The organism is Pseudoalteromonas sp. SANK 73390 (genome assembly GCF_054966645.1).
Genome location: NZ_ARPN01000171.1, coordinates 17,820 through 42,504 on the forward strand (window position 1 = coordinate 17,820; position 24,685 = coordinate 42,504).

The 24,685-nt window shown below is 40.9% G+C and carries 20 protein-coding genes and 1 pseudogene; 5 read left to right on the forward strand and 16 right to left on the reverse strand.

From position 1 onward, the window contains the following. Positions 1-8 precede the first annotated feature (8 nt). Positions 9-941 carry a flagellar motor protein MotB gene (locus SANK73390_RS19295; protein ID WP_261592467.1) on the reverse strand — a complete coding sequence of 311 codons (933 nt, stop codon included), beginning with the start codon at positions 939-941 and terminating at the stop codon, positions 9-11. Positions 942-946: 5 nt separating this feature from the next. Further along, positions 947-1,714, reverse strand: a complete 768-nt coding sequence (gene pomA / locus SANK73390_RS19300) for a flagellar motor protein PomA (RefSeq protein ID WP_261592468.1) — start codon at positions 1,712-1,714, stop codon at positions 947-949. Positions 1,715-2,036: 322 nt separating this feature from the next. On the opposite strand from pomA, the gene SANK73390_RS19305 reads away from it, so the two are divergent. The 3 genes from SANK73390_RS19305 to dxs all read left to right on the forward strand — a co-directional run bounded on the left by SANK73390_RS19305 (position 2,037) and on the right by dxs (position 5,151). Beyond that, positions 2,037-2,279, forward strand: a complete 243-nt coding sequence (locus SANK73390_RS19305) for an exodeoxyribonuclease VII small subunit (RefSeq protein ID WP_261592469.1) — start codon at positions 2,037-2,039, stop codon at positions 2,277-2,279. Between the two features lie 3 nt (positions 2,280-2,282). Beyond that, positions 2,283-3,170: a (2E,6E)-farnesyl diphosphate synthase gene (gene ispA, locus SANK73390_RS19310; protein WP_462767985.1), complete on the forward strand. Its 888-nt coding sequence runs from the start codon at positions 2,283-2,285 to the stop codon at positions 3,168-3,170. 121 nt (positions 3,171-3,291) lie between these two features. After that, complete coding sequence (dxs, locus tag SANK73390_RS19315; RefSeq protein ID WP_462767986.1) at positions 3,292-5,151, forward strand: 1-deoxy-D-xylulose-5-phosphate synthase; 1,860 nt, start codon at positions 3,292-3,294, stop codon at positions 5,149-5,151. A gap of 291 nt (positions 5,152-5,442) precedes the next feature. Here dxs and SANK73390_RS19320 read toward each other — a convergent pair whose 3' ends face one another. From SANK73390_RS19320 to SANK73390_RS19385, 14 genes are all read right to left on the reverse strand, one after another. Further along, positions 5,443-8,532 (reverse strand): diguanylate cyclase domain-containing protein, encoded by a 3,090-nt coding sequence (locus tag SANK73390_RS19320; RefSeq protein WP_462767996.1) that lies wholly within the window; start codon positions 8,530-8,532, stop codon positions 5,443-5,445. A gap of 34 nt (positions 8,533-8,566) precedes the next feature. Then, positions 8,567-9,052 (reverse strand): phosphatidylglycerophosphatase A family protein, encoded by a 486-nt coding sequence (locus SANK73390_RS19325; protein ID WP_462767987.1) that lies wholly within the window; start codon positions 9,050-9,052, stop codon positions 8,567-8,569. 8 nt (positions 9,053-9,060) lie between these two features. After that, entirely contained in the window at positions 9,061-10,023 is a 963-nt protein-coding gene (gene thiL / locus SANK73390_RS19330) for a thiamine-phosphate kinase (RefSeq protein ID WP_462767988.1), read from the reverse strand. Between the two features lie 43 nt (positions 10,024-10,066). Beyond that, a complete protein-coding gene (gene nusB, locus SANK73390_RS19335) occupies positions 10,067-10,477 on the reverse strand; it encodes a transcription antitermination factor NusB (RefSeq protein WP_261592474.1) in 411 nt (136 codons plus the stop codon). A gap of 11 nt (positions 10,478-10,488) precedes the next feature. Beyond that, positions 10,489-10,953: a 6,7-dimethyl-8-ribityllumazine synthase gene (gene ribH, locus SANK73390_RS19340; RefSeq protein WP_462767989.1), complete on the reverse strand. Its 465-nt coding sequence runs from the start codon at positions 10,951-10,953 to the stop codon at positions 10,489-10,491. A 159-nt stretch (positions 10,954-11,112) separates the two neighbouring features. Then, positions 11,113-12,225, reverse strand: coding sequence for a bifunctional 3,4-dihydroxy-2-butanone-4-phosphate synthase/GTP cyclohydrolase II (ribBA, locus tag SANK73390_RS19345; RefSeq protein ID WP_462767990.1), 1,113 nt, complete (start codon positions 12,223-12,225; stop codon positions 11,113-11,115). A gap of 32 nt (positions 12,226-12,257) precedes the next feature. Then, positions 12,258-12,914, reverse strand: a complete 657-nt coding sequence (locus tag SANK73390_RS19350; protein WP_462767991.1) for a riboflavin synthase — start codon at positions 12,912-12,914, stop codon at positions 12,258-12,260. Positions 12,915-12,925: 11 nt separating this feature from the next. Next, positions 12,926-14,032 (reverse strand): bifunctional diaminohydroxyphosphoribosylaminopyrimidine deaminase/5-amino-6-(5-phosphoribosylamino)uracil reductase RibD, encoded by a 1,107-nt coding sequence (ribD, locus tag SANK73390_RS19355; protein ID WP_462767992.1) that lies wholly within the window; start codon positions 14,030-14,032, stop codon positions 12,926-12,928. Positions 14,033-14,034: 2 nt separating this feature from the next. Further along, entirely contained in the window at positions 14,035-14,484 is a 450-nt protein-coding gene (nrdR, locus tag SANK73390_RS19360; RefSeq protein WP_171627637.1) for a transcriptional regulator NrdR, read from the reverse strand. Between the two features lie 85 nt (positions 14,485-14,569). Continuing rightward, complete coding sequence (glyA, locus tag SANK73390_RS19365) at positions 14,570-15,826, reverse strand: serine hydroxymethyltransferase (protein WP_462767993.1); 1,257 nt, start codon at positions 15,824-15,826, stop codon at positions 14,570-14,572. A 240-nt stretch (positions 15,827-16,066) separates the two neighbouring features. Beyond that, on the reverse strand, positions 16,067-17,350 hold the full coding sequence (gene thrC, locus SANK73390_RS19370; RefSeq protein ID WP_261592480.1) for a threonine synthase: 1,284 nt from the start codon (positions 17,348-17,350) through the stop codon (positions 16,067-16,069). Continuing rightward, complete coding sequence (gene thrB, locus SANK73390_RS19375; RefSeq protein ID WP_462767994.1) at positions 17,350-18,294, reverse strand: homoserine kinase; 945 nt, start codon at positions 18,292-18,294, stop codon at positions 17,350-17,352. Before thrB ends, thrC begins: the two co-directional genes overlap by 1 nt. Positions 18,295-18,308: 14 nt before the next feature. Beyond that, positions 18,309-20,720, reverse strand: a complete 2,412-nt coding sequence (gene thrA, locus SANK73390_RS19380) for a bifunctional aspartate kinase/homoserine dehydrogenase I (protein ID WP_462767995.1) — start codon at positions 20,718-20,720, stop codon at positions 18,309-18,311. A gap of 322 nt (positions 20,721-21,042) precedes the next feature. Beyond that, positions 21,043-21,411, reverse strand: a complete 369-nt coding sequence (locus SANK73390_RS19385; RefSeq protein WP_261592483.1) for a response regulator — start codon at positions 21,409-21,411, stop codon at positions 21,043-21,045. 465 nt (positions 21,412-21,876) lie between these two features. Between SANK73390_RS19385 and SANK73390_RS19390 the strand changes: the two genes are divergently transcribed. Beyond that, positions 21,877-23,637: an ATP-binding protein gene (locus SANK73390_RS19390; RefSeq protein WP_261592484.1), complete on the forward strand. Its 1,761-nt coding sequence runs from the start codon at positions 21,877-21,879 to the stop codon at positions 23,635-23,637. Positions 23,638-23,736: 99 nt separating this feature from the next. Further along, positions 23,737-24,644, forward strand: a pseudogene (gene rdgC / locus SANK73390_RS19395) (recombination-associated protein RdgC). The last annotated feature ends 41 nt before the right edge of the window (positions 24,645-24,685 follow it).

Sequence of the window (24,685 nt, forward strand, 5' to 3'; positions counted from 1 at the left end):
CTGCTTTACTAATTTTGCCCTGAGACTCCAATTGGGTCTGACTCTTGAGCTTTACCTTGTAAAATAGAGATTTCAACGCGTCGATTTCGTCTTCTATCCGCATTTGTTTCATTTGGGACGAGTGGCCGAGTATCTGCGTGACCTACTACAACTAAGCGATTTTTATCAAACCCCGGCGCTTTGATCATTTCACTGGCAACGGCAACCGCCCGAGTAGCGGATAAATCCCAATTATTGCTATACAGCTCATCGCTTACTTGAAAATCATCGGTATGCCCTGACACCGTGATTTCGCCTGGTACATCTTTAAGTAAGTCTGCGATTTCTCTTATTGTTGGCGTAAACTTAGGCTGTAAAAATGCACTGCCAGAGGGAAACGCCCCATTTTCTTGGATACGAATAATAATTTGCTGGCCAAGTGACTCTAACTCTATCGCACCGTCCATAATCTGTTTTTCCATCTGCTGCGCAATTTTCTTAACAAGTTCGTTCACCTGCTCTTGATCAGCAGCAGAAATCGCTTGGGTCATCGCTTGCTCTTGAGAGGTACTTTGTGATTCGCCACCACGTTTATTTCCCCTTTGCTCTTGCCTTCCACCTGCAGAGCTTTCCTCTCCAGCTTGAAATTCAAGCATTTGCTGTGTCATTTCGACTGTTTGCTGCTGAATAGTCTCAATTGGGGTGGGTTCTGGTTTACCTGGTGTAAATTCCATTGCGATAACACTGGTTCCTTTAGGTATATCTTTTACTTCTATTTTATTTTGCACACCAAATGCAAATTTCATAGAACCCGCTATTTGTTTAAATTTCAGTACATCCATTTCCGAAAAAGCCAACAGCAAGACAAAGAAACACATTAGTAAAGACATCAGATCCGCAAATGTACCCATCCAAGCTGGCAGCCCAGGGGGTGGACATTTACACTCTTGCTCATCAGACATCAGCGTTATTCCTCTTTCTCATGCACGCGTTTTGACTCTGGTAAGTAATTTTTAAGAATACCTTCAATTACTTTAGGGTTCTGGCCATCTTGAATACCCAAAATCGCATCAAGAATAAGTCTTTGATTGAGTTCTTCTTCATCTCGACGAAGCTCTAATTTTGCCTGAATTGGAATAGCAACAACATTCGCTAAAAAAGCACCATATAAAGTCGTTAGCAATGCAACCGCCATGGCAGGACCAATCGCTTTGGGGTCATCCATATTAGACAACATAGCAACCAAACCAATCAAAGTACCAATCATCCCCATCGCAGGGGCTATATCTCCTAGCTTTTTAAACAAAGAAGCGCCTTCATCATGGCGGTTAGTGGTTAAAGAAATATCTTTTTGTAAAGTGGCTCTAACGACATCAGCATCATGACCATCCACGAGCATATCAACTCCCTTACGCATAAAAGAATTAGGGATTTCAGCTTCTTCCAATGCTAAGAACCCCCCTTTGCGCGCTGAATCTGCTAACTCAACTGACTTTTCAATTAACTCTTCCGGCGTCTCAATTTTGAACATAAAGGCTTTGCCAACAACCTTACCAATCACGAAAAACTTCGGCATGCTAAAGTTTGCAAGTACAATAAACAACGAACCACCGAACACAATCACGCCTGAAGCAGCATCAGCAAACATAATTACTTCGCCATCACTACTCATGAACATGGACATCACAATTAGGCCTATTGCGCCTAAGATCCCAATAACGGTTGCTAAATCCACATATCCTCCAAAGAGTATTATCTATTCTAATTCTTGCTCACACGACCAATTCAAATAACACACAAAAGGTGCTCTGTTAGCTGTTGAGCGCACAGCAATATTTAAAGGTGGCCTTTTACTATCGGCAAGCTACTGAATATCTTAAATCAATTATATTAAAAAGCACCAAAATTGCGAGTTCCATCATTCAGTATATATCTACTGAGTTAACATATTGTATCGCAAATCATGCTACAAACTTTGACCTCACACGTCATTGCCCCTAAAATTGGGCTCTTAAATTTTATAACGGCTTTAATTAGTTAAGTTACGAGACAATATCATGGCAACAAAAAAACCAGAAAATCTGAGTTTTGAAGACGCAATGGCAGAATTAGAAGGCATTGTTCATTCAATGGAGCAAGGCACCTTAACCTTAGAGCAGTCTTTAAAACAGTTTGAACGAGCAATTGCACTGGCTAATTCATCTACCAATAAGTTGCAACAAGCCGAGCAAAAAGTGTCTATTCTCATGGCTAATGACACTCAAAGTTTAGCAACTGCATTTGATGGTGATGTGGAATAAACTGTGGAATTAAAAACGCAATTACACAAAACACAAACTCGCGTTGCAAATTATGTAGAGCAATACTTTGCCCGCGCTCTTGATACCGATGAGACCATTAAATCCGCCACCCTTTATAGTATTAATAATGGGGGTAAACGATTAAGACCATTTTTAGTTTATGCCACTGGACAAATGCTTGGTGCAGATATAAAAGACTTAGATGTGGCAGCAGCTGCCATTGAATGTATTCATAGCTACTCTTTAGTTCATGACGATTTACCAGCAATGGATGATGATGAATTACGACGTGGTAAGCCTACATGCCATATTGCATTTAATGAAGCACACGCTATTTTAGCAGGTGATGCACTGCAAACTATTGCCTTTGAACTACTCAGTGGCCATACCTTTAAAGTCCCCGCTACGACACAAGTAAAAATGCTACATACATTAGCCAAGGCATCTGGGATTGAAGGCATGATAGGGGGACAAGCGCTCGACCTCGCTGGAACAAATACCACGGTTACATTAGCTGAGCTTGAAAGAATTCATAAGCTAAAAACTGGCGCACTGTTAAGCGCGGCTATCGAACTGGGCGCATTATGTGCTTTAAATGTAGAGGCTTCAACACACCAAGCACTGCAACGCTACGCGAAAAATGTTGGCTTAGCATTTCAAGTGCAAGACGATATTTTAGACATCGAAGGCGATACACAGTCTCTGGGGAAACCTCAAGGCTCTGACATTGAAAATAATAAATCTACTTACCCGGCACTACTAGGCCTAGAAGGGGCTAAAAGCAAAGCTCAAAGTTTAATTGATGAAGCAATCTTAGCACTTGAAGACATAAAAGAAGATACAACGATTTTAGCCAATTTAGCGCATTACATCATTGAGAGAAACTATTAAGTTTTGCTTAATTATTCGTTATTCATGACAAATTAATGGCTAATTTGTATAAATAAATAAAACTAACCGCTGCCTTTGTATATAATTGTGCGAAGTTTGCGTAGGACACATAATTGATACCATGAAATTGGATAGTAGCAAGTACCCCTTATTAGCTTTGGCAGATGATCCAAAGCAGCTGCGTCAAATGCCGCAGCACAAACTTAGCGCGTTCAGTGATGAACTGAGAGAATATTTACTCAACTCAGTATCACAAAGTAGTGGCCATTTTGCATCAGGCTTAGGCACAGTAGAACTTACTGTCGCACTACACTATGTGTATAACACGCCTGACGATCGCTTAATTTGGGATGTCGGGCATCAAGCATATCCTCACAAAATCTTGACTGGCAGGCGTAATCAGATCCACACCATTCGCCAAAAAGACGGTTTACATCCTTTTCCATATCGTGAAGAAAGTGAATACGATACATTCAGTGTTGGTCATTCTAGTACTTCAATTTCTGCAGCGTTAGGTATGTCTATTGCCGCTAAAAAAGAAGGCAAGGATAGAAAAACCGTAGCCGTAATTGGAGACGGTGCAATTACTGCGGGAATGGCTTTTGAAGCAATGAACCACGCTGGCGATATAAAATCAGACATGCTCATCATTCTTAATGATAATGAGATGTCAATTTCAGAGAATGTGGGTGCCCTTAACAACCATTTTGCACGTATTCTTTCTGGTAGCTTTTATACAAATATTCGAGAAGGTAGTAAGCGGTTACTTTCTGGTGTGCCACCAGTTAAAGAATTAGCGAGTCGTGTGGAAGAGCACTTAAAAGGTATGGTGATCCCAGGTACATTTTTTGAGGAACTAGGGCTTAATTACATCGGCCCAATTGATGGGCATGATGTCAACATGCTGGTCGACACACTGCGCAATATGCGCAATCTCAAAGGTCCACAACTACTTCATATCAAAACCCAAAAAGGCAAGGGATACCAACCTGCTGAAGCTGATCCTATCGGATATCATGCAGTACCAAAATTTGACCCTAGCATTCATAGCTTACCTAAATCAAAGCCCAGTGCAGCGACTTTTTCAAAAGTGTTTGGTGACTGGCTATGTGATCAGGCCAAACAAGACCAACGCCTGATGGCAATTACTCCAGCCATGCGTGAAGGCTCTGGTATGGTGCGATTTTCAAAAGAATATCCCGAGCAATACTTTGATGTTGCTATTGCTGAGCAACACGCGGTAACTCTCGCCGCAGGTTTTGCGTGTGAAGGTTTAAAGCCCGTTGTTGCTATTTACTCTAGCTTTTTACAACGCGCCTATGATCAGCTAATTCATGATGTTGCTCTGCAAAACCTGCCTGTATTGTTTGCTGTCGATAGAGCCGGTGTAGTCGGTGCTGATGGTGAAACTCACCAAGGTGCGTATGACTTGAGCTTTATGCGCTGCATTCCAAACATGGTCATCATGGTGCCAAGTGATACCAATGAGTGTCGTCAAATGCTACATACAGGCTATTTGCATCAAGGCCCTGTTGCAGTACGCTACCCTCGTGGTAGTGCCGGTGAAGCGGCCATAGAAGAAAATATGCAGCCGTTGGCAATTGGTAAAGCAAAACAAATTCGTGAAGGCAAGAAATTAGCAATCCTCAATTTTGGGACGCTTTTACACAATGCTAAACTGGCAGCAGAACAATGTGATGCAACTTTAATTGATATGCGTTTTGTAAAGCCACTCGATAGTGAGTTATTAAACGCGCTATTAGCAACACATGAACACTTTATTACTCTAGAAGATAATGCTGTTGCAGGTGGCGCTGGCAGCGCTGTTAACGAGTTTTTTGCTAGCATCAATGCAATGCCTAAGGTTACTCACCTGGGCTTACCTGATGAGTTTATAAAACACGGGACACAACAGCAAATGCATGCCGAGTTAGGGTTAGATGACCAAAGTATCTTAAAAAAAGTACAAGATATAATATAAAAGGAGCAGTCGCTCCTTTTTTCATCTTTTTGGCTCTAGTGGCAAACAAATTTAAGACGTTTAAAACATCCTACTCTTACTGCTTAACCTCATATATGATGCAGAGCCTACCATTACCGAGATAACACGTTTGTTATAATAATTTTTTATTAAAACCTTGAACATTCTAGCGAGCTAAATAGCTTATTCACTGCGTTAGAAATTACTAATGTAGAATAACGGTGACATTTCATACCCTTTATTCATTACAAGATGTCTGGCTTATGTACTGCGCAGACTCATTAGGCGTGATTAACGCATCCACACCTTAACATCTGCTAAACCACTGCTTTGTAGTACTTCAAGTTGAGATTCAACGTTACTGCTTTGCTCAAACTCAAACGCATCTAATTGATCATCAAAAGTAATCGTTGCAGCGCCATCTCCACCTCGCTGCTTTACTTGATGTAATGCGATGTCAGCAAGGTTTACAGAAGCTTCCCAACCAATAACCTGACCACCAAGCAAGGGTAATGGATACAAAGACCACCCCATTGAAATACTCATTCCTAAAGACTTACCGTTAGGCAACTTAAAATCGAAACCAGCTACCGCTTTACACAATTCTCTAGCATAACTGTCAACTTCATCACGCTTAAAGTCTCGCAACAGTAATAGAAACTCATCTCCACTCCAGCGCGCAACATAGTCAGAGCCTTGTGTTCGTGAGTTTAATAAAGCTGCCATCTGTTGCAAACAGCTGTCACCACCAAGCGGGCCATACGCATCATTTACTTTACTAAACTTATCTATATTCAATATCATTAACACAAGGCTTTTATTTTGTTGCTGTAATGATTGAGCGTTGCGCTGAAAATGCTCCACATCTTTAGGCAATTGATCGAATAAAAAGCGTCGGCTACGTAAGCCTGTTAACTCATCAGTATGACTGACTAGCTTAAGCTGTGTATTAACTTGGTTGAGTTTCTCGTTTGCTTTTCTCAGCTCAGTAGTACGCTCAGCAACCAAATCTTCTAATGCTTGATGTTTTCGTCGTTCTTGCGCTCTTAATACCCAAAATATTAAATAAAATAAAAAAGCAAAACCACAGGTAATTAACAATCTAAAATACATCGTTTCGTCAAACCGCCTAGGAATAAAAATGCTGATCCGTTTATCTGTGGCAGCTTGCCAATCTTGCCCCCGCCTTTTTGCTTGGAGCTCAAAGGTATATTCACCTGGGGTTAAATTGGTATAAATTGCATCTTGACGACGTTGTGTTTCGCGCCAATCAGCGTTAGTACCACCATTACTTAAAAGTCGATATCTAAACTCAATACTCTGGGGCGCATAAAAATCAATAGCGGTATATTGCACCGTTAAATCACGCTCTGAGGTATTCAAAACAATTTTATTTTTTAACTCTTTACCTGATAGCCTGCGTTCGGGTGTAAATAAAGCTTCTAACTTTAAAGCCAATTCATCTGAACCAAATAACTGCATATCTTTAGGTATTTTTACAACACCTTGAGAACTTGGATACCAAATTGCACCCTCGGTTTCCATTACCGCATCATTACCAAACCCCGAGCAGCAGCGACTCGCTTTTCCATCTAGTTGCCTGTCAAACTGGCTAATAACTTGATCCACTTTAAGGTTCGTAATTGCCCCTTTAAACTGGGCAACGGGCATACGATAAACACCTTTTTTTGTACCAACCCAAACTTGATGAAGATTATTATCATAATACAGTGAAGTTATTGAACCATAAGGCAGGCCATTAGATGCATCTAATTGATACCACTGACCAGCGGCGGTGCGATAAAAAAGTCCATCGCTCCAAGAGCCGATTAATGTCGCTACATCTTGAATATGAACAATACTGGTAATATAAGCACTTTCTAATGAGGTTTGCCCACCAAGCTTCTCAATACCACGTTCGTTATAACGATAAGCGCCTTTATTAGTACCAATAAAACCAAAACTTGGTAGGTCCACCATAAAAGTAATAAATTGGCTTCCTAAAAAAGTGTTGTAGTTAAAAGGCGTTAACTCCGAGTATTCTAATCGATACAACCCACGTCCAGTACCAAACCATAACCCCCCTTCATTTGAAGGATTAATAGAAAACACCGGATTTTGACGTAACTCTCGATGAGGTAGACTGCGTAAATTTCCTTGCTCATACACCAACACTCCTCGATCAGTTCCCATTAGAAGCGTTTCACCTTGAAACTCAAGGTCATTGACCGTCAAACGCTCTAAACGATTAATGTCGATAATTGGTTTATAGTGCTCACCTTGCTCTAAAATGCCAACGCCATAACGATTTGCAACCCAGATTTGTCCAGATGGAGAACGTGTGATAGCTGTGATACCTTGATTAACATCAGGGCCGACTGAATATCGCTCAACTTTACCGGCATGCGCAAACCATAACCCTTCATTCAAGCTAGCAAGCCAGATGTTGTTTTCTTGATCTTTAAAAATATCTGAAAACCAAACACTTTGCTCCGACTGCACAGGGCGAACTGACTGCCACTGCCCCCGACCCTCTTTAAACATTAAACTATTAGAGGTAGAAACCCATACTCCACCCTCTCCATCACTCATAAATTTATAAACGGCTGTATTACCAATTTCATCATAACGACGTAACACTTCATCAATATCTAAAAAGTAAGCACCGAGTTCTGTTCCTAAAAATAAACGTCCATCTATCCATGCCAAATCATGTAAAATAGTTTGCGCTAACTGCTGAGGCAGAGACAAACGGCTAGATAGCTCAAGCCTAAATGCGTTTTCAGTCGAGGAACTAGCCTGTTTAATCTTTAATAAATGGCGTTCATTCACTAACCAAATCCCGTCATTAGCTAAAGCCATTTTGGTGACGGACCCTACTATTTGATTAATTTTAACCGCTGATAATTGGCGCGGCTGTACTGCTGTCTTAGCAAAAGATAAATTGCTATGAGAAACATAATGTAGGCCATTGGCGGCTATCCATATACCTCCTTGTTGGTCTTCTAGAATATCTCTCACAGGACCTGAAATATCTAGTGAATGAACTTCTAAAGTTTGAGGGTCTAAACGATGTACGCCACGACGAGTACCAATCCATAACATCCCATCTTGCCCAACTAATAACTTATCAATGGCATTGGAGCGCAAAAAATCTGTATTTTGGGTTGTTAAGTTAGTAAACTTTTGACCATCGAAGCGACTTAAACCAAACTGAGTGGCTAACCATATGTAACCCTGTTGGTCTTGAGCAATACTTTTAATAGATTGCGACGGTAAGCCATTTTGTAAATTCCACTGCTTAACGACATAGTCGTTGATAGCCGCATGCGCAAATTGCGTCATAATGCTGAGCACTGTAACAAATACAAACCTAAACAATCTATCCGTAGTTAACACTATTTCCCGCCTAATCTCAGAGCGTTAAAACACCAGTTTTAAACAAAGCTTGCAAACAAATCAATGAAAAAATACCGGCAAGAATATCATCTGCCATAATCCCGAAACCGCCATGTAAGCGCTTATCAAGCATTTTTATTGGTCCTGGCTTTACAATATCAAAAAAACGGAACAATAAAAAACCAACAATTAAAGACTGCCAACTCAATGCAGCCCCCATCATAGTAATATAAAAGCCTGCAACTTCATCCCATACAATCGCAGGGTGATCATGTACTTGCACATCTCGTGCAGTTTGCCCACAGACCCACAAACCAAATACACTGATAACAATTGCAAATACTACTTGTAGCCAAAGCGGAAAAGTCGCGGTCATAAAAATAAAAGGTAAAGCAGCAAAAGTACCCATAGTACCCGGAGCAACTGGTGATAACCCAAGCCCAAAACCTAAACCAAAAAATTGATGGGGACGTTTTAAATTAAATTTATACTTCTTAGCCAAAGTAACTCCTAGCTAAAATGCTCAAAGCCAATATTTGGCAATGGCATTGTTTGATTGTGATAGAGCAACTCTAACTTGCAGTCATTGTTGACTACCTGCCCAATACAAACTGGCTCTACACCATATTGCTGAAGCTTAGCCTCTAATATGCTTTTGTTATCATCACTAACCGTAAATAGCAACTCATAGTCATCACCATATGCGAGTGCTAATTGCAATCGAATATCATCATTTTTCAAGCTATTTAATGCGGCAGATGTAGGCACTTTATCCGCATGTATCACTGCGCCAACGCCAGATTGTTTAAGGATGTGTGACAAATCAGCCAATAAGCCATCGGAAATATCTATTGCTGACGTTGCTATGCCTCTGAGCACTTGCCCTGCTGCAACCCTTGGAGATGGAAAATGAAAACACTTATTGGCATTTTCTAGATGCTCCTCAGCAATTTGCCAGTTTTGCTTGCGTGCTTCAATAGCTAGCCCAGAATCACCTAGAGGTCCTGTAACATAAATCCAATCGCCATTTTTAGCACCTGAACGGGTTAATGCTTTACCTTGAGGTACAATCCCTTTAGCGCATACCGTAATCGTTAATGGCCCTTGCGTGGTATCACCACCCACAATTTGCACATTATAATATTCTGCTATTTCATGCATGCCATCAGCAAACTCTTCTAACCACTGCGCATCAATACTTGGCAATGTTAAGCCCAAAGAGACCCAAGCAGGCTCTGCACCCATCGCGGCTAAGTCGCTTAAGTTCACAGCCAACGCACGGTGACCTAAAGCTCGAGGAGAGATATCTGCAAAGAAGTGAACGCCTTCAACTAGCGTATCTGTGGTCACAGCCAACTGACAGTTTTCAGGAACACGGACTAGCGCGCAATCATCACCGATTCCTAAATCAACATCGCGACGAGCAATGCCTCGTCCGGTAAAATAACGATTAATGAGTTCAAATTCCTTCATACACAAAAAAGCCGGCCAACGCCGGCTCTCCTTATATTTAGCCTTACTTGCGAATGTCTTTTACGGCTTTATCTAAAACACCATTAACAAACTTGTGGCTATCTTCAGCGCCAAATATTTTAGCCAATTCGATGCCTTCATTAATCGCCACCTTATATGGCACATCTTCTCTGAACTTAAGTTCATAGGCACTTACTCTAAGTACCGCTCTTTCAACTTCGTCTAAGTCATTAAACGGTCGAGACAAATGCGGTTTCACCAATTCATCTAGCTGCTTTTGATTAACGGCAACACCGCGCGCTAAATCTTTAAAATACTCAACATCTACTTTTGACACATCATTTTCGATCAACATTTGTTGTTCAATATCAGCGATTGGGTTACCACTTAATTGCCAAGAATAAACGGCTTGCAAGGCCAATATACGTGCTTTACGTCTTGCTGCTGGTTTCACAGAGGATCCTCTTAAATTTGCTCTAGTACGTTGACCATTTCTAAGGCACCAAGTGCAGCTTCACCGCCCTTGTTACCCATTTTGGTACCCGCACGTTCTATGGCTTGCTCAATACTTTCAGTGGTTAGCACGCCAAATGCGACAGGGATATCATAATCCATTGACACAGTTGCCAAACCTTTATTTGACTCATTTGCGACTAAATCAAAATGTGGTGTACCGCCACGGATGATCACGCCCAATGCAATGATAGCATCAAACTGCTTTTTCATTGCAATGCGCTTAGCTGCTAGAGGTAACTCAACGGCACCAGGTACATACACCACAGTGATGTCATCATCGTTTACGCCACCGGTACGCTTTAACTCATCTACAGCGCCTTCAAGTAAACTGCTACCAATAAAGTCGTTAAAACGAGAAATAACAATGGCAAACTTTTTGCCCGGTGCATATTTGTTACCTTCAATAATGTTCATTAGATGATCCTAATCTTATAAATACCAATGCTGAAGCATGTCCCGAAATGTTCGGTCAAGCAATTGCCAAATTGGGGCGCATAATAGCACAACTTTAAGTATCCCCAAACAACTTAAAACGGGCCTATATTAGGCCCGTATATTTATTTTTGCCGGTTACTATTTTGGCTCAACATAATCAACAACTTCTAGGTGAAAACCTGAAAGCGCATGATACTTCTTCGGCATGCTCATCAAGCGCATTTTTTGAATCCCTAAATCAGCTAAGATTTGAGACCCGACACCCACCGTACGAGAAGTACCTTGAAACTTACGTACCGTCACTTGTTCACCCTGATCTTGCGCTGCAAATGCTTTCACCATAGCCTCTATTTCAGCACCTTGTTCTTGCTTGCCAAGCACCACTAAAACACCGTTATGCTCACTGATATATTGCATCGCACTATGTAAACTCCAGCTTCTATCGGCACCGCGGTCTGACAACAAAATATCGTTAAACGTACTTTGTAAATGCACACGCACCAATGTAATATCATCTGACTTTACTTGCCCTTTAACGAGCGCATAATGAAGCTGGTTATCGATGGTATCTTTGTATGTAACTAAATCAAATTCGCCATACTCTGTTGGCAATTTACATTGCGCTACTTTCTCAATCGTCGTTTCATTTAAATTTCTGTATTCAATTAAATCAGCAATCGTACCAATTTTAATATCGTGCTCTTTTGCAAATACCTCTAATTGAGGGCGACGAGCCATAGTGCCATCTGGATTCAATATTTCAACGATCACAGATGACGGTTCACAACCTGCCAAACGTGCCAAATCACAGCCGGCTTCGGTGTGACCTGCTCGAGTTAATACCCCGCCAGGTTGTGCCATAATTGGGAAAATATGACCAGGTTGTACGATATCTTCAGGCTGTGCACCTTTGGCTACAGCCGCTTGTACTGTTCGCGCTCTGTCCGCTGCAGAAATTCCCGTAGTTACCCCTTTTGCCGCTTCAATTGAAAGCGTAAAGTTTGTCGAAAACTGGGCACCGTTATTGCGTACCATTAACGGTAAATCCAGCTGTTGACAGCGCTGTTGAGTCATCGTTAAACAAATTAGGCCACGACCATAAGTTGCCATAAAATTAATAGCATCAGCCGATATATGTTCGGCTGCAATAATTAAATCGCCTTCATTTTCACGGTCTTCATCATCCATCAAAATAACCATTTTTCCGGCTTTAATGTCATCAATGATTTCTTGTGCGCTGTTCAAATTCATAATTTACCTATCCAATTAAGGTTTATTTGGGGTTATTTTATAAAGCCCGCTTTGGCTAACAAACTGGCAGTGAGAGTTGAGTCACTAGCCTGAGGTTGTGCTCCTAGCACCAAACGCTCTAAGTAACGGGCAATTTGATCTACTTCTAAATTAACCTGACTGCCAATTTTAAAATCAGCAATGGTCGTTTCTTGTGCTGTATGGGGCACTATGGTCAATTTAAACTGCTGATCTTTTATTTCATTGACGGTCAAACTAATACCATCTATCGCAACTGAGCCCTTATGTGGAATATATTTCATAAGCTCCGCGGAGGTTTCAAGCCAATATTCCGTCGCACGCGCATTCATCTCAATAGCAACCACAGTTGCAATACCATCTATGTGGCCTGAGACTAAGTGGCCGCCCAAACGAGATATTGGTTGTAGCGCTTTTTCTAAATTAACTTTTTGCCCTTTTTTATAATGAGAGAACTGGGTCAAGTTAATGGTCTCATTCGATAAGTCAGCCCTAAAACCATCTTTAAACTTTTCTACTACAGTTAAACACACACCGTTAGTGGCAATACTATCGCCTAGATTTACATCACTCATATCTAAATTAAGGCTCTGTACGCGAACGATTAAATCGCCTTTTGAGGCCGTTAACTCATCAAGTGTACCTGTTGCTTCAATAATACCTGTAAACATATTGCCTCTTCTTAGCAGGTTTTTGCCATAATACGAATATCATCACCTATTTGTCTCACATCAAGGAACTCCAATTGAGTCACGTCATCCATTGCAGTAATTTCAGGTAGATTTAATAAGCTTCTGCCTTGGCTGCCAATAAGCTTTGGAGCCAAATATATCACGTATTCATCTATTAATTTTTGCTCAGCAAATACACCAGCCAAAGTAGCGCCGGACTCAAGCCATACATCGTTTATGCCTCGACTAGCTAAGCATTCTAAAACTGCATGGCAAGAGACTTTTTGGTGTTGTTCTTTTAGTACTATTTGTTCAACGAAGTGCGGCCATTGCACACTATTATCAAGGTGTGTTCGTAAAATTAATATCGGTGATTGTATTTGAAATAATGCCAAATCAGGTGTTAAACGGTTTTGTGAGTCGATGACCACACGAACAGGTTGCCGCAACGATAGCTCTTGCGGTAACTCAATCATGCTCTCATCAATACGCACATTGAGCTTTGCGTTATCCATTATCACTGTGTCTGCACCACTTAATATGGCACAGCTTTGAGCTCGAAAGTATTGTACATCTTGGCGTGCTGTTGCACCTGTGATCCATTTGCTTTGACCATTTTTTAATGCCGTTTTACCATCTAAACTTGCCGCTAGTTTGCAAGTAACATACGGTAAGCCATGCTCCATTCGCTTAATAAAACCTTTGTTAAGCGCCCTGGCTTGCGTTTGCATCAAGCCATAAGATACCTCAACACCAGCTTGTTCTAACATGGATAAACCCCGCCCTGCAACCTTTGGATTGGGGTCAACCATCGCTGCAATAACACGTTTAACTCCCGCTTTAGCCAACCCTTCTGCGCATGGCGGTGTGCGCCCAAAGTGGCTACAAGGTTCTAGCGTAACGTAAGCCGTGGCATCTTGTGCTTTTCGTCCAGCTTCTTTTAATGCATTTACTTCAGCATGCCCTTCACCCGCCCGTTGATGATAGCCTTGCCCTACGATTTGCCCATCTTTAACAACAACACAGCCCACATTAGGGTTGGGTGTAGTAGTAAAACGCCCTTTTTTGGCAAGCTCAATTGCCAGCGACATGTAATGAAAATCATCATCTGAAAACATCTTCAGTCACCTAACCTAGCAATTTCTTCGCCAAACTCTCTAATATCTTCAAACGAGCGGTATACCGATGCAAATCGAACATAAGCTACTTTATCAAGCTTTTTAAGCGCCTCCATGATGCACTCACCAATTAAGTGACTTGGCACTTCTCGCTCGCCTGTGGCACGAATTTTAGATTTAATTTCATGGATCACTTCATCAATTTGCTCTGTACTAACAGGTCGCTTCTCTAGCGCTCTTGCTAAACCATTTATAAGCTTATCTTCGTTAAACGGCTCACGAGATCCATCTTGTTTTATCACTCTTGGCATGACCAACTCAGCCCCCTCAAAAGTGGTAAAACGTTCATGGCATTCAATACACTCTCGGCGTCTTCGCACTTGGTGGCCTGAACTCACTAAACGGGAGTCTATAACTTTGGTATCTTTGGCAGTACAAAAAGGGCAATGCATATTGATTCACTTTAAAAAGCTAACAAAAAAAGGCCGCTAAATAGCGGCCTTTATAATAACAAAAAATGCTGTTTTGTGCGTAAAATTATGCGTAAACAGGTAATTTAGCGCAGATTGCTTTCACTTTCTCTTTAACTTCTGCCTGTACTGATTCATCATTAATGTTATCAAGCACATCACACATCCAGCCTGCTAACTCTTTTGATTCAGCTTCTTTAAAGCCACGACGTGTAATTGCAGGAGAACCGATTCGCAAACCAGAGGTCACAAATGGTGAGCGAGGGTCGTTTGGTACAGAGTTTTTGTTCACTGTAATATTGGCACGACCCAATGCTGCATCAGCATCTTTACCGGTAATATCTTTATCAATTAGGTCAAGTAAGAACAGGTGATTGTCTGTTTTGCCAGAGACCACTTTGTAGCCACGCTCTTGTAAAACACTCACCATCGCTTGAGCATTTTTCACAACCTGCTTTTGATACACTGTGAACTCAGGCTGCAGTGCTTCTTTGAATGCAACCGCTTTAGCAGCGATAACATGACACAAAGGACCACCTTGGCCACCTGGGAATACAGCACTATTTAGCTTTTTATAAATCGCTTCATCATCACAAGCTGAAATGATTAAACCACCACGAGGGCCCGCTAATGTTTTGTGTGTTGTTGTTGTTACAACGTGTGCATGTGGCACTGGACTTGGATATACGCCAGCTGCAACAAGTCCTGCTACGTGTGCCATATCAACCAGTAGATAAGCATCTACTTTGTCAGCAATTTCACGGAATTTAGCCCAATCAACAATACCAGAATATGCTGAGAAACCACCAATAATCATTTTCGGCTTGTGCTCAAGTGCTAATGCTTCGACTTGTGCATAATCAATTTCACCGGTTTCTTCATTTAGACCGTATTGAATCGCATTATATGTTTTACCTGAAAAGTTCACATGTGAACCATGAGTCAAATGACCACCGTGCGCTAAGCTCATACCCAATACAGTATCATGTGGTTGAAGCAACGCTTGAAAAACCGCCGCATTTGCTTGAGAACCAGCGTGAGGCTGAACGTTCGCGTAATTTGAGCCAAACAGTTCATTTGCGCGATCGATTGCAAGTTGCTCAACCACATCTACGTGTTCACAACCACCGTAGTAACGTTTACCTGGATAGCCTTCAGCGTATTTATTTGTTAACTGAGACCCCTGAGCTTCTAAAACGCGAGGGCTACAGTAGTTTTCAGAAGCAATAAGCTCAATATGCTCTTCTTGGCGGGTGGTTTCAAGCGCAATCGCTTTTGCTAATTCAGGGTCAAAGTCTGCAATATTCATGTTACGTTCTAACATGGGGTCTCCTAGGTGCACGTAAGGTATAAAAAGCCATATTGTACGCTCTAATGCGTATCATGCCTATGATCTTGGCATGAGCATATTTAAACAGGGATTGAATTTATTTCACAGCGTTAAAGTAATGATATTTTTTTATTTTAACATTAATATTATTAATGGTTTTTACAAATAAAATTAAGTATATTAATGCCTTTGCTAAGCTACCTATTGATTTAAGTAGCCCAGCATTACAATTTTCTATAATAACTTGTCAAATATAGCCGCTTTTAATTGCTCATAATCGGCAGTCATCGGCTGTGCTAAACACGTTTTTTCTAGCGCATCTTGCAGCACTTTAGGCAGCTTTATGTGTTGCCCTAGTACTTGTTCTACTGACTCTTTAAACTTTGCAGGATGTGCAGTTGCTAAAAATATCCCGGTACTATTTGATGCTTTATCTTGTGTTAAGCCTTCATGGGCGATAGCGGTATGAGGCTCTGCAACATAACCACGAGCAGCCACTTCTTTCATCACGTCTTGCGTACGTTGCTCACTAACACAACGTGAATAAAAATCATGTTGTTCAAACTGTCCACTATCTAACATACTTTGAACACGAGGCCAATTATTAGGTTTACTCACATCCATTGCATTTGAGAGTGACTCAATAGTTGCATTTGGCGACCATTGTCCTGAGGCAATAAAACGCGGCACCGTATCGTTTTGATTGGTCACGGCTGATAACTTACTCACAGGTAAACCAATAATTGATGCAATCATTGCTGCACATACATTACCAAAATTACCACTTGGTACTGAAATATGTACATCGCCGCGCTCACCTTTGGGCAGTTGAGCCAATGCCTCAAAGTAATAACAAACCTGAGCAACCAAACGGCTAATATTAATCGAGTTAGCTGAGTTTAAACCGAGTTTTTGCTTTACTTCATCATCTAAAAACGCTTGTTTAACCAAACTTTGACAATCATCGAAGCTGCCTTCAACAGCATAACAGTGGATATTGCCACCTAAGGTAGTAAATAACTTTTGCTGCGCCAGCGATATTTTGCCTTCAGGATATAAAATCACCACATCTACATGGGGCTTATTGTAAAAGGCATGCGCCACAGCAGCCCCAGTATCACCACTTGTTGCTGTTAAAATAGTAACGCGCTCACCGTGATTAAACAAACCGATACACTCAGCCATAAAGCGACCACCAAAGTCTTTAAAAGCCAGCGTAGGACCATGAAATAGCTCTAAACAATAATTTTTTTCATCTACTTTTGCTAATTTAACTGGAAAATCAAAAGCGCGGGCAACCATCTCAGTAAGGGTGTCTTTAGGTAATTCATCACCAATTAGATGTGCCAGTATTTGCGCACTACGTTCAGCAAATGGTAAATCTAGCAAAGCGTCAACATTGTCCAAACGCGTTAAATCAGTTGGGAAAAACACCCCCTGATTACGCCCAAGACCCGTTTTAACTGCCTCTGTAAACGATACTTTTTGCTGTTCATCTTTTAAGTTAACCAATTGCATTACGAATGTTCTCCTTGAGAAATGTCACGAGTACCTAAGTTATCGAGTTTACAGATATGACTAAACCCATGTTCATTAATATAGTTATTTTCAAGCCATTGCTGGCATTGTTTAGCATCTTCAAGTGATTGACAAAGAGCAAATAGCGTAGGGCCAGCACCAGAGATACTAACCAGCTTCGCCCCTTGTGATGGTAATGCAGCCTTAGCGTCGCTAAACCCAGGAATGAGTGATTGACGGTAAGGCTCTGCCATATCATCTTGCATCAGCTCAAGCGCTTGTTCAAAACGCTCACTTTGCAGCAACACACAAAAACTTGATAAACGCTGAGCAAATTCCACCGCACTGTGAGTGGTTAAGCTTTGTGGTAATACGCCCCTAGCTTTCGCAGTATTGAGCGCAAATCCTGGATAAGCAGTAACATAATACCAATGTTTATCTACTGGCAAGGACAACGCTTTATCTGGTACTAATTCAGCAGTCAGTTGTAAGCCACCTAAATAACAAGGTGTAATATTGTCATAATGACGCGCACCACTGACTTTACCTTCAAAATCAGCCATCAATTCTATCATCGCCGATTGTGATAATTGTGTACCTGCAAATTTGTTTAACGCTGCAAATGTTGCAACCACAGAGCAAGCACTTGAGCCAAGCCCTGAACCAATTGGTAAGCGTTTATCTAACGTTAGCAGTACAGGAGGCATACTCGGTGCGACGTGCTCTCTAAAATGCATTAAACATTGAAAAGATAAATTTTCGCTGGCATCACTGGGTAGTTTCGATGCATAAGGACCGACGCACTTGAAGGCATCTTGCTTTGCTTGCTCAATATGAACAACGTCTCCAAGTAAAGTGCCATCAATTGGTGCAAGCGCTGCCCCCAAAGAATCAAAACCAATGCAAAAGTTACCAATCGATGCAGGTGCATAAATTGAAATCATCAATAATTCCTACCCTAAAGTGTTTTTAAAATATCAGCGAATACACCCGCGGAGGTAACCTCAGCACCTGCGCCATAGCCACGAATAACAAACGGGCGAGGTTGATAGTACTGGCTTAAAATAGCCAGTGCATTTTCACCATCACGAATATCGTAAAGCGCATGTGCTTTATCTACTGCTTCAATACCGACACGACAATGTCCGTTTTCGATACTACCCACATATCGTAAAACTTTATTTTCGTTTGCCGCACTTTGTATTTTGTCTGTGAAACTGGCATCAAGCTCGTGTAAACGTGCCATAAATTCATCCACTGAGCTACCTTGAGCAAAATCAACCGGCACCACTGGCTCTACTTCAATATCACTTAGCTCTAGTTTTAACCCAGATTCACGAGCTATGATAAGTAGCTTTCTCGCAACATCGGTGCCAGAGAGGTCATCCCTTGGGTCGGGTTCAGTAAAGCCATTGCTTTTGGCTTTTAGTGTTGCTTGAGATAAACTCAAACCATCTTCAAGTGCACCAAACATGTAAGAAAGAGATCCAGATAAAATACCGTTAAACGATAACAATTCATCACCTGCACCAAATAACAATTGCAAATTATCTAAGACAGGCAACCCAGCCCCTACATTCGTCTCATACAAGAACTTTCTTTGTTTACTTTGTGCCGCTTGCATTAACGCCTGATAATACTCATAGCTACCTGTATTGGCTTTTTTATTTGCTGCTACTACGTGAAATCCAGCATTAAGAAAGTCAACATACTGATCCGCAAGGTGTTGTGATGATGTGCAATCAACCAATACTGGGTTAATTAAGTGATTGGCCTTAACAAATGCTTCAACATGCTCAAGAGCAAACTCTTGCTGCTGGCTAGCAAGCTGAGACTGCCAAGTATCAAACGGTACACCTTCAGCATTTAAATACAGCTGTTTAGAGTTAGCCACACCATATAAGTTTAACTTTATATTACGTGCTTCTAACCAAGCTTGTTGTTTTTCTAATTGCTTAATCAGCTCTTGACCTACAAGCCCACAGCCTAATAAAAATACGTCAATAGACGGAATGTGTGTAAAGAAGTTTTCATGACAGACTTTAACAGCATCATTACATCGCGCTCCATCTATAACTGCTGAAATCGCACTTTCTGTTGAGTCTTGTGCTATCGCAACAATATTTAACTGCGCTTGCGCTAAAGATGCAAAAAACTTTGCAGCAAGCCCCTTATGGGCTTTCATATTATCGCCAACTAAAGTCACAATAGCTAAATCACGCTGCACTTGAACAGGCTCAATCAAGCCTGCTTGCGCTTCAAGCTCAAAGGCTAACTCTAACGCATTAAGTGCAAGATCTAAATCAGCCTCATGGACACAAAAGCTGATACTAAACTCACATGAACTCTGTGTAATTAAAACAATAGAAACACTATCACTTGCAAGCGCATTAAATACCCGTGATGCCATACCTACTTTACCCTTCATACCAGGGCCTGATACGGTGAGCATAGCCAAGTTTTCAAGGCTTGATAGCGCTTTCACCGCTTCATCACCGCGCCGTTCATTACTGATCACTGAGCCTGCAACGTCTGGGTTATGAGTATTTTTTATTTCGCATGGCACAGAGAACTTTGCACAAGGTAAAATGGTCTTAGGATGTAGCACCTTAGCGCCAAAGTATGATAACTCCATAGCTTCTTTATATGACAACCAATCAACCTTACTGGCTTTTTTAATAAACCGCGGATCTGCATTATATACACCATCAACATCAGTCCAAATTTGACACACCTGAGCACGTAAACAGGCTGCCGCAACGGCGGCTGAATAATCAGAGCCATTACGGCCTAAAGTGGTTAACTCACCACGTGCATTACTGGCAGTAAAGCCTGGCATAATGTAATACTTACTCGGGTTAATATTCATGGCTGTGGCAAATTTAGACTGACTCAATTGCAAGTCCACTTCAGCATCTAAATAACCACCATGACTGGCGATACAATCTGTCGCTTCAAGGTACACGGCTTGTGAGGTACCTAACATCGCTTGCATCAATGCCACACTAATTCGCTCGCCAAAACTAATGACATAGGCACGAACCGAGTCAGGGCAGTTGTTTAGCAACTTAACTCCTGCCAACTTATTTTGTAAATCGTCAAACTTGGGCCAGTGCGTCACACTGCCGTAAAGTTTTTCCACTTGCTCTAGCAGCGCAGTAGCACGCTCTGACAACGCCTGCCACTGAGCGGTATAATCTGCTCCCTGTTCAGCTAATTCCACAAGCTCCACGAGCTGATCAGTTATGCCACCGGGCGCTGACAACACAATCAACGCTTCTTCACCCGCCTGATTTAAGATTAAATTTTGTACTTGTTTAAGACATTCAAAGTTAGCCAGCGATGAGCCGCCAAATTTTAAAACACGCATTTTAAAGTTTCCTCATTCCTAAAACGAAAAAAGGCCTGTGTTCTTAGTGAACACAGGCCTTTTCAAATACGCACCGACCTATGCCACTATCCAGATTGGATGGTGGTTGTAATAATCGTGGTGGTGTTAAATTTTGTTTTCATGTTTTTAGCTTGCCCGAAATATAGGCACTTTGTCAACCGATAAAACAAACGAATAATATGCAAAAATTTCAACCTTGGTTTATCTATTTGCAAAAATTATGCATTTCACTTTAGGCAAGTCGACTCAAAAGTTTATTGAGGTGAAAAAATATAAGGTTAACAATCTGTTTGTAACTTAATTAGCGTATACCATATGTGTGCAGCAGTTTTAAAAGGTGCTCACTATCAACCGGCTTTTCTAAAAACTCAATAGCACCTAATTGAATCACTTTCTGCTTCATCGTTGCTTGAATATCCGCTGATATAACAACCACAAAAGTTTCTATCTGTGGATCATTTTTTATATATTCCAGCACACCAATACCATCAAGCTGTGGCATAGTTAAATCTAAACATAATAAATCTATTGCATGGCTTTTTAACAATTCAATTGCCTCCAAACCATCTTTCGCTTGTTTTATATTTGCATTCAACGAGCTACTCAAGCTGCGAACAACTTGTTTACGTGCAACCGTTGAATCGTCACACACTAATATTGAGTAATTCATTACAATCTATCTACTGTTTTTTATACATGGCTCTTATAACACAATATTCTTTCATCAGTAAGGAATACTGGGGCCTGTTGATCTTTGAGGTATAGATTTTATTCAAATCAAAGGCTTTTAATACGCGAAATGAGCGATGTAGCATAATGAGTTATGTAAGTTGCGAATGACAAAATAGTAAAAGCCTTTGGTTGAACTCTGCGAGCAACGCGAGTAGGCGGTTTATTCTGCGTTATCGGCTAACTCACATAGAATAACTATGCTACGTAGCCTCTGTCTTGCCTAAACCGCCAACTCACTGCTGTAAAAACAAACTGCAAAAATCAACAGACCCTAGACACAATGATATTGAGGCGTTTTTTCTATGCGAAAAACAAGATATTTATTTATTTTTAAGCCTTTATTAGCTAAGTTTACCATTAGCCATTCTAAAATAATTCTTCTCTGGGGAGCAGTCGTTCATTCATGCTACAAAAAAGCCTATCAAAAAAGCTACTCACGAATGTGCTCTCCGTTTACTTTTTGTTGACATTCGTCGTAACGTGCGGCCAAGTTGTCGCGGAGTATGTTAATACTAAAGATTACATCCGTAATGAGTTGACCATGTTACAAAAAACATTCAGTCGTAGCCTAACTCGTGCAATTTGGGAGCTAAACACCAAACAAACCGTAACAACTGCTGAGGGGCTACTGGCTATCCCTATGATTGAAGGCATCATTGTGCGAGATGATAGCGGAGAGATTATTTCTCAACTTGGTCGCTCACTCGATATACATGAATTATATAGCCAGCAACTGGTTCAAGAAGAAGCCATTATAGAGGATACTCCTTCTGGCTTATTTGGATATACCTTCCCACTCATTTTTGAGTTTTCAGGCCGCGCTACTCAGGTTGGTGATGTCACATTATTCTCATCTCGCGATGTAGTTTTTAGCCGTATCATGATCTCGATTTACTTTTTAATTGGTAATGCCATGATTAAGACCACCTTCTTAATCATCTTATTTTTAATTGCATTCCGCCGCCTGCTCACTGAGCCGTTGACAGACTTAACCGACCAGATTGAGGAAATCGAACTTGATGACATTGATGGCAAAAAAATTGATATTGGAACGACTGAACGTAATGAGTTAAAAGTCATGGAAGAGGCTTTTAACAAATTAATCGACAAAGTATCTGGGTATCGCAAACAACTAAATCAAACTCAAAAAGAGCTGATTATCAGTAATGAAAAGCTTGACCAACACAATTTGCAACTAGAGCAAGAAGTGGCAAGAAAAACGTCCAACCTCAGTCAAGCCATGATGGACCTACAACAACAAAAATATGAGCTTGAAAAACAAAAACTCACATTAACAGAAGAGGTTGATCTGCGTAGCCAAACAGAGCAAGAGTTGCTTACTAAGCAAAAAGAACTCGAACGATATGTTGATGAGCTGAATATGGCACAAGAGCGCCTTGTAGGCTCCGAAAAAATGGCCGCGCTTGGCGGATTGGTTGCAGGTATTACACATGATATAAATACACCTGTTGGAATTGGCGTTACTGCAACATCATTCTTACAAGAACGCTTAAACAAACTAGAAGCCGCGTACACGCAAAAAACACTCTCTCCCAAAGCGCTGGAGGAGTTTATTAATGAAGCAAAACAAAGCACCAGTTTATTGACGACCAACTTAGATAGAGCATCAGAATTAGTTGCTAGCTTTAAACAAATTGCCGTTGATCAGGCAAGTGAAGCGGTAAGGAAAATTAACTTCAAAGAATACCTCTCAGAAGTTGTTCGTTCATTGCATCCAAAAATCAAAAAGACGAAACATACCATTGATATTGATTGTCCGGATGACCTAATACTTAACCTGCCAGCAGGTGCAATAAGTCAAATATTCACTAACTTAATTATGAACTCTCTTATCCATGGCTTTGATGGTATTGATAAGGGCGCTATTGATATTAGCATTACCGATGACCATGACGATGTTAAAATTGTTTACAAAGATAATGGTCGCGGCGTAAGTAGTGGACAACTTGAAAAACTTTTTGACCCATTTTTCACGACTAAACGAGATCAAGGCGGTAGCGGCTTAGGAACTCACATAACTTTAAACTTAGTAAAACAAACTCTTAATGGCGATATTGAAGTGAGTAGTGAAGAAGGCGAAGGCTTAACTTACTTCATTAGGTTTCCAAAAAACATGCAAGCGCCCATGGGTATATTCAGCTGAATACGCAATGTCCTACATAAAGTTTAAGTATGGCATTGCCCTTTAAGTTAAATTTCTTGCTATTATGCTTATCTATTTTTAAGCACGGATTCTCAATATATGTGGTTTAGTAACCTGATCTGTTATCGATTTAAGCAAGATGTTTCATACAACCAAGAAGAGTTTGAAAAAGCCCTAGAGCAAGACTTGTTTAGACCATGTGGCAGCCAAGATATGAGCACCTTTGGCTGGTCTAAAGCACTGGGTAAACATGGTGACAGTTTGTCGCATTTTTCGCAAAAAAGTATTCTAATATGTGCCAAACGTGAAGAAAAAGTACTTCCCGCGTCTGTAATTAACGATATGGTTGCTGAAAAAGTTGAATTGATAGAACGCGAAGAAAATCGTCCAGTAAAGAAAAAGAAAAAGACGAACTAAAAGAAAATATTTTAAGCACCTTGCTACCTCAAGCATTTAAGAAATCAAGCCTGCAATTTGCGTTTATTGACCAAGAAAGTGGCTGGGTCGTTGTTAATAGCGCCAGCTTTAACAAAGCAGAAGAGTTACTTGCTTTACTGAGAAAGTCCTTAGGTACGCTTCCAGTGGTACCCGCTTTTGCCAATTATGATCTCGATGTATTTTTAACTGATTGGTTAACAAAATTTGAAGCGCCGGAAGGATTTGCAATTGGCACTGATGCAGAGCTTCAAGAGCCTGACGATAACGGTGCTCAAGTTAAATTAAAACAGCATGACTTGTCCTCTGATGAGATAAAAAGTCATTTAGAAAATGGTAAGCGTGTCACCAAACTCGCATTTGACTGGCGTGAGCGTGTAAAATTCATACTACAAAATGATGGTTCTATTAAACGTTTAGGTTATGCTGATGCGCTTAAAGAGCAAAACGCAGACATCCCTAAAGAAGATATGGCAGTAAAGCTTGATGCTGATTTCATTTTAGTAAGTGAAGAGATTAAAGAGCTATTAGAAGAGCTAACTCAAAATCTAGGTGACAATACCGATATATAGTCTTACGTTTGGTAAGTCGACTTTGCGACTTACCAAATTTT

Bases quoted from the DNA above. Each gene is read 5' to 3' on its own strand.
- SANK73390_RS19295 (WP_261592467.1), bottom strand. From the start codon at position 941: ATGTCTGATGAGCAAGAGTGTAAATGTCCACCCCCTGGGCTGCCAGCT.
- SANK73390_RS19305 (WP_261592469.1), top strand. From the start codon at position 2,037: ATGGCAACAAAAAAACCAGAAAATCTGAGTTTTGAAGACGCAATGGCA.
- dxs (WP_462767986.1), top strand. From the start codon at position 3,292: ATGAAATTGGATAGTAGCAAGTACCCCTTATTAGCTTTGGCAGATGAT.
- thiL (WP_462767988.1), bottom strand. From the start codon at position 10,023: ATGAAGGAATTTGAACTCATTAATCGTTATTTTACCGGACGAGGCATT.
- ribH (WP_462767989.1), bottom strand. From the start codon at position 10,953: ATGAACATTATTGAAGGTAACAAATATGCACCGGGCAAAAAGTTTGCC.
- ribBA (WP_462767990.1), bottom strand. From the start codon at position 12,225: ATGAATTTGAACAGCGCACAAGAAATCATTGATGACATTAAAGCCGGA.
- SANK73390_RS19350 (WP_462767991.1), bottom strand. From the start codon at position 12,914: ATGTTTACAGGTATTATTGAAGCAACAGGTACACTTGATGAGTTAACG.
- ribD (WP_462767992.1), bottom strand. From the start codon at position 14,032: ATGTTTTCAGATGATGATTTTCATTACATGTCGCTGGCAATTGAGCTT.
- nrdR (WP_171627637.1), bottom strand. From the start codon at position 14,484: ATGCATTGCCCTTTTTGTACTGCCAAAGATACCAAAGTTATAGACTCC.
- glyA (WP_462767993.1), bottom strand. From the start codon at position 15,826: ATGTTAGAACGTAACATGAATATTGCAGACTTTGACCCTGAATTAGCA.
- thrC (WP_261592480.1), bottom strand. From the start codon at position 17,350: ATGCAATTGGTTAACTTAAAAGATGAACAGCAAAAAGTATCGTTTACA.
- thrB (WP_462767994.1), bottom strand. From the start codon at position 18,294: ATGATTTCAATTTATGCACCTGCATCGATTGGTAACTTTTGCATTGGT.
- thrA (WP_462767995.1), bottom strand. From the start codon at position 20,720: ATGCGTGTTTTAAAATTTGGCGGCTCATCGCTGGCTAACTTTGAATGT.
- SANK73390_RS19385 (WP_261592483.1), bottom strand. From the start codon at position 21,411: ATGAATTACTCAATATTAGTGTGTGACGATTCAACGGTTGCACGTAAA.
- SANK73390_RS19390 (WP_261592484.1), top strand. From the start codon at position 21,877: ATGCTACAAAAAAGCCTATCAAAAAAGCTACTCACGAATGTGCTCTCC.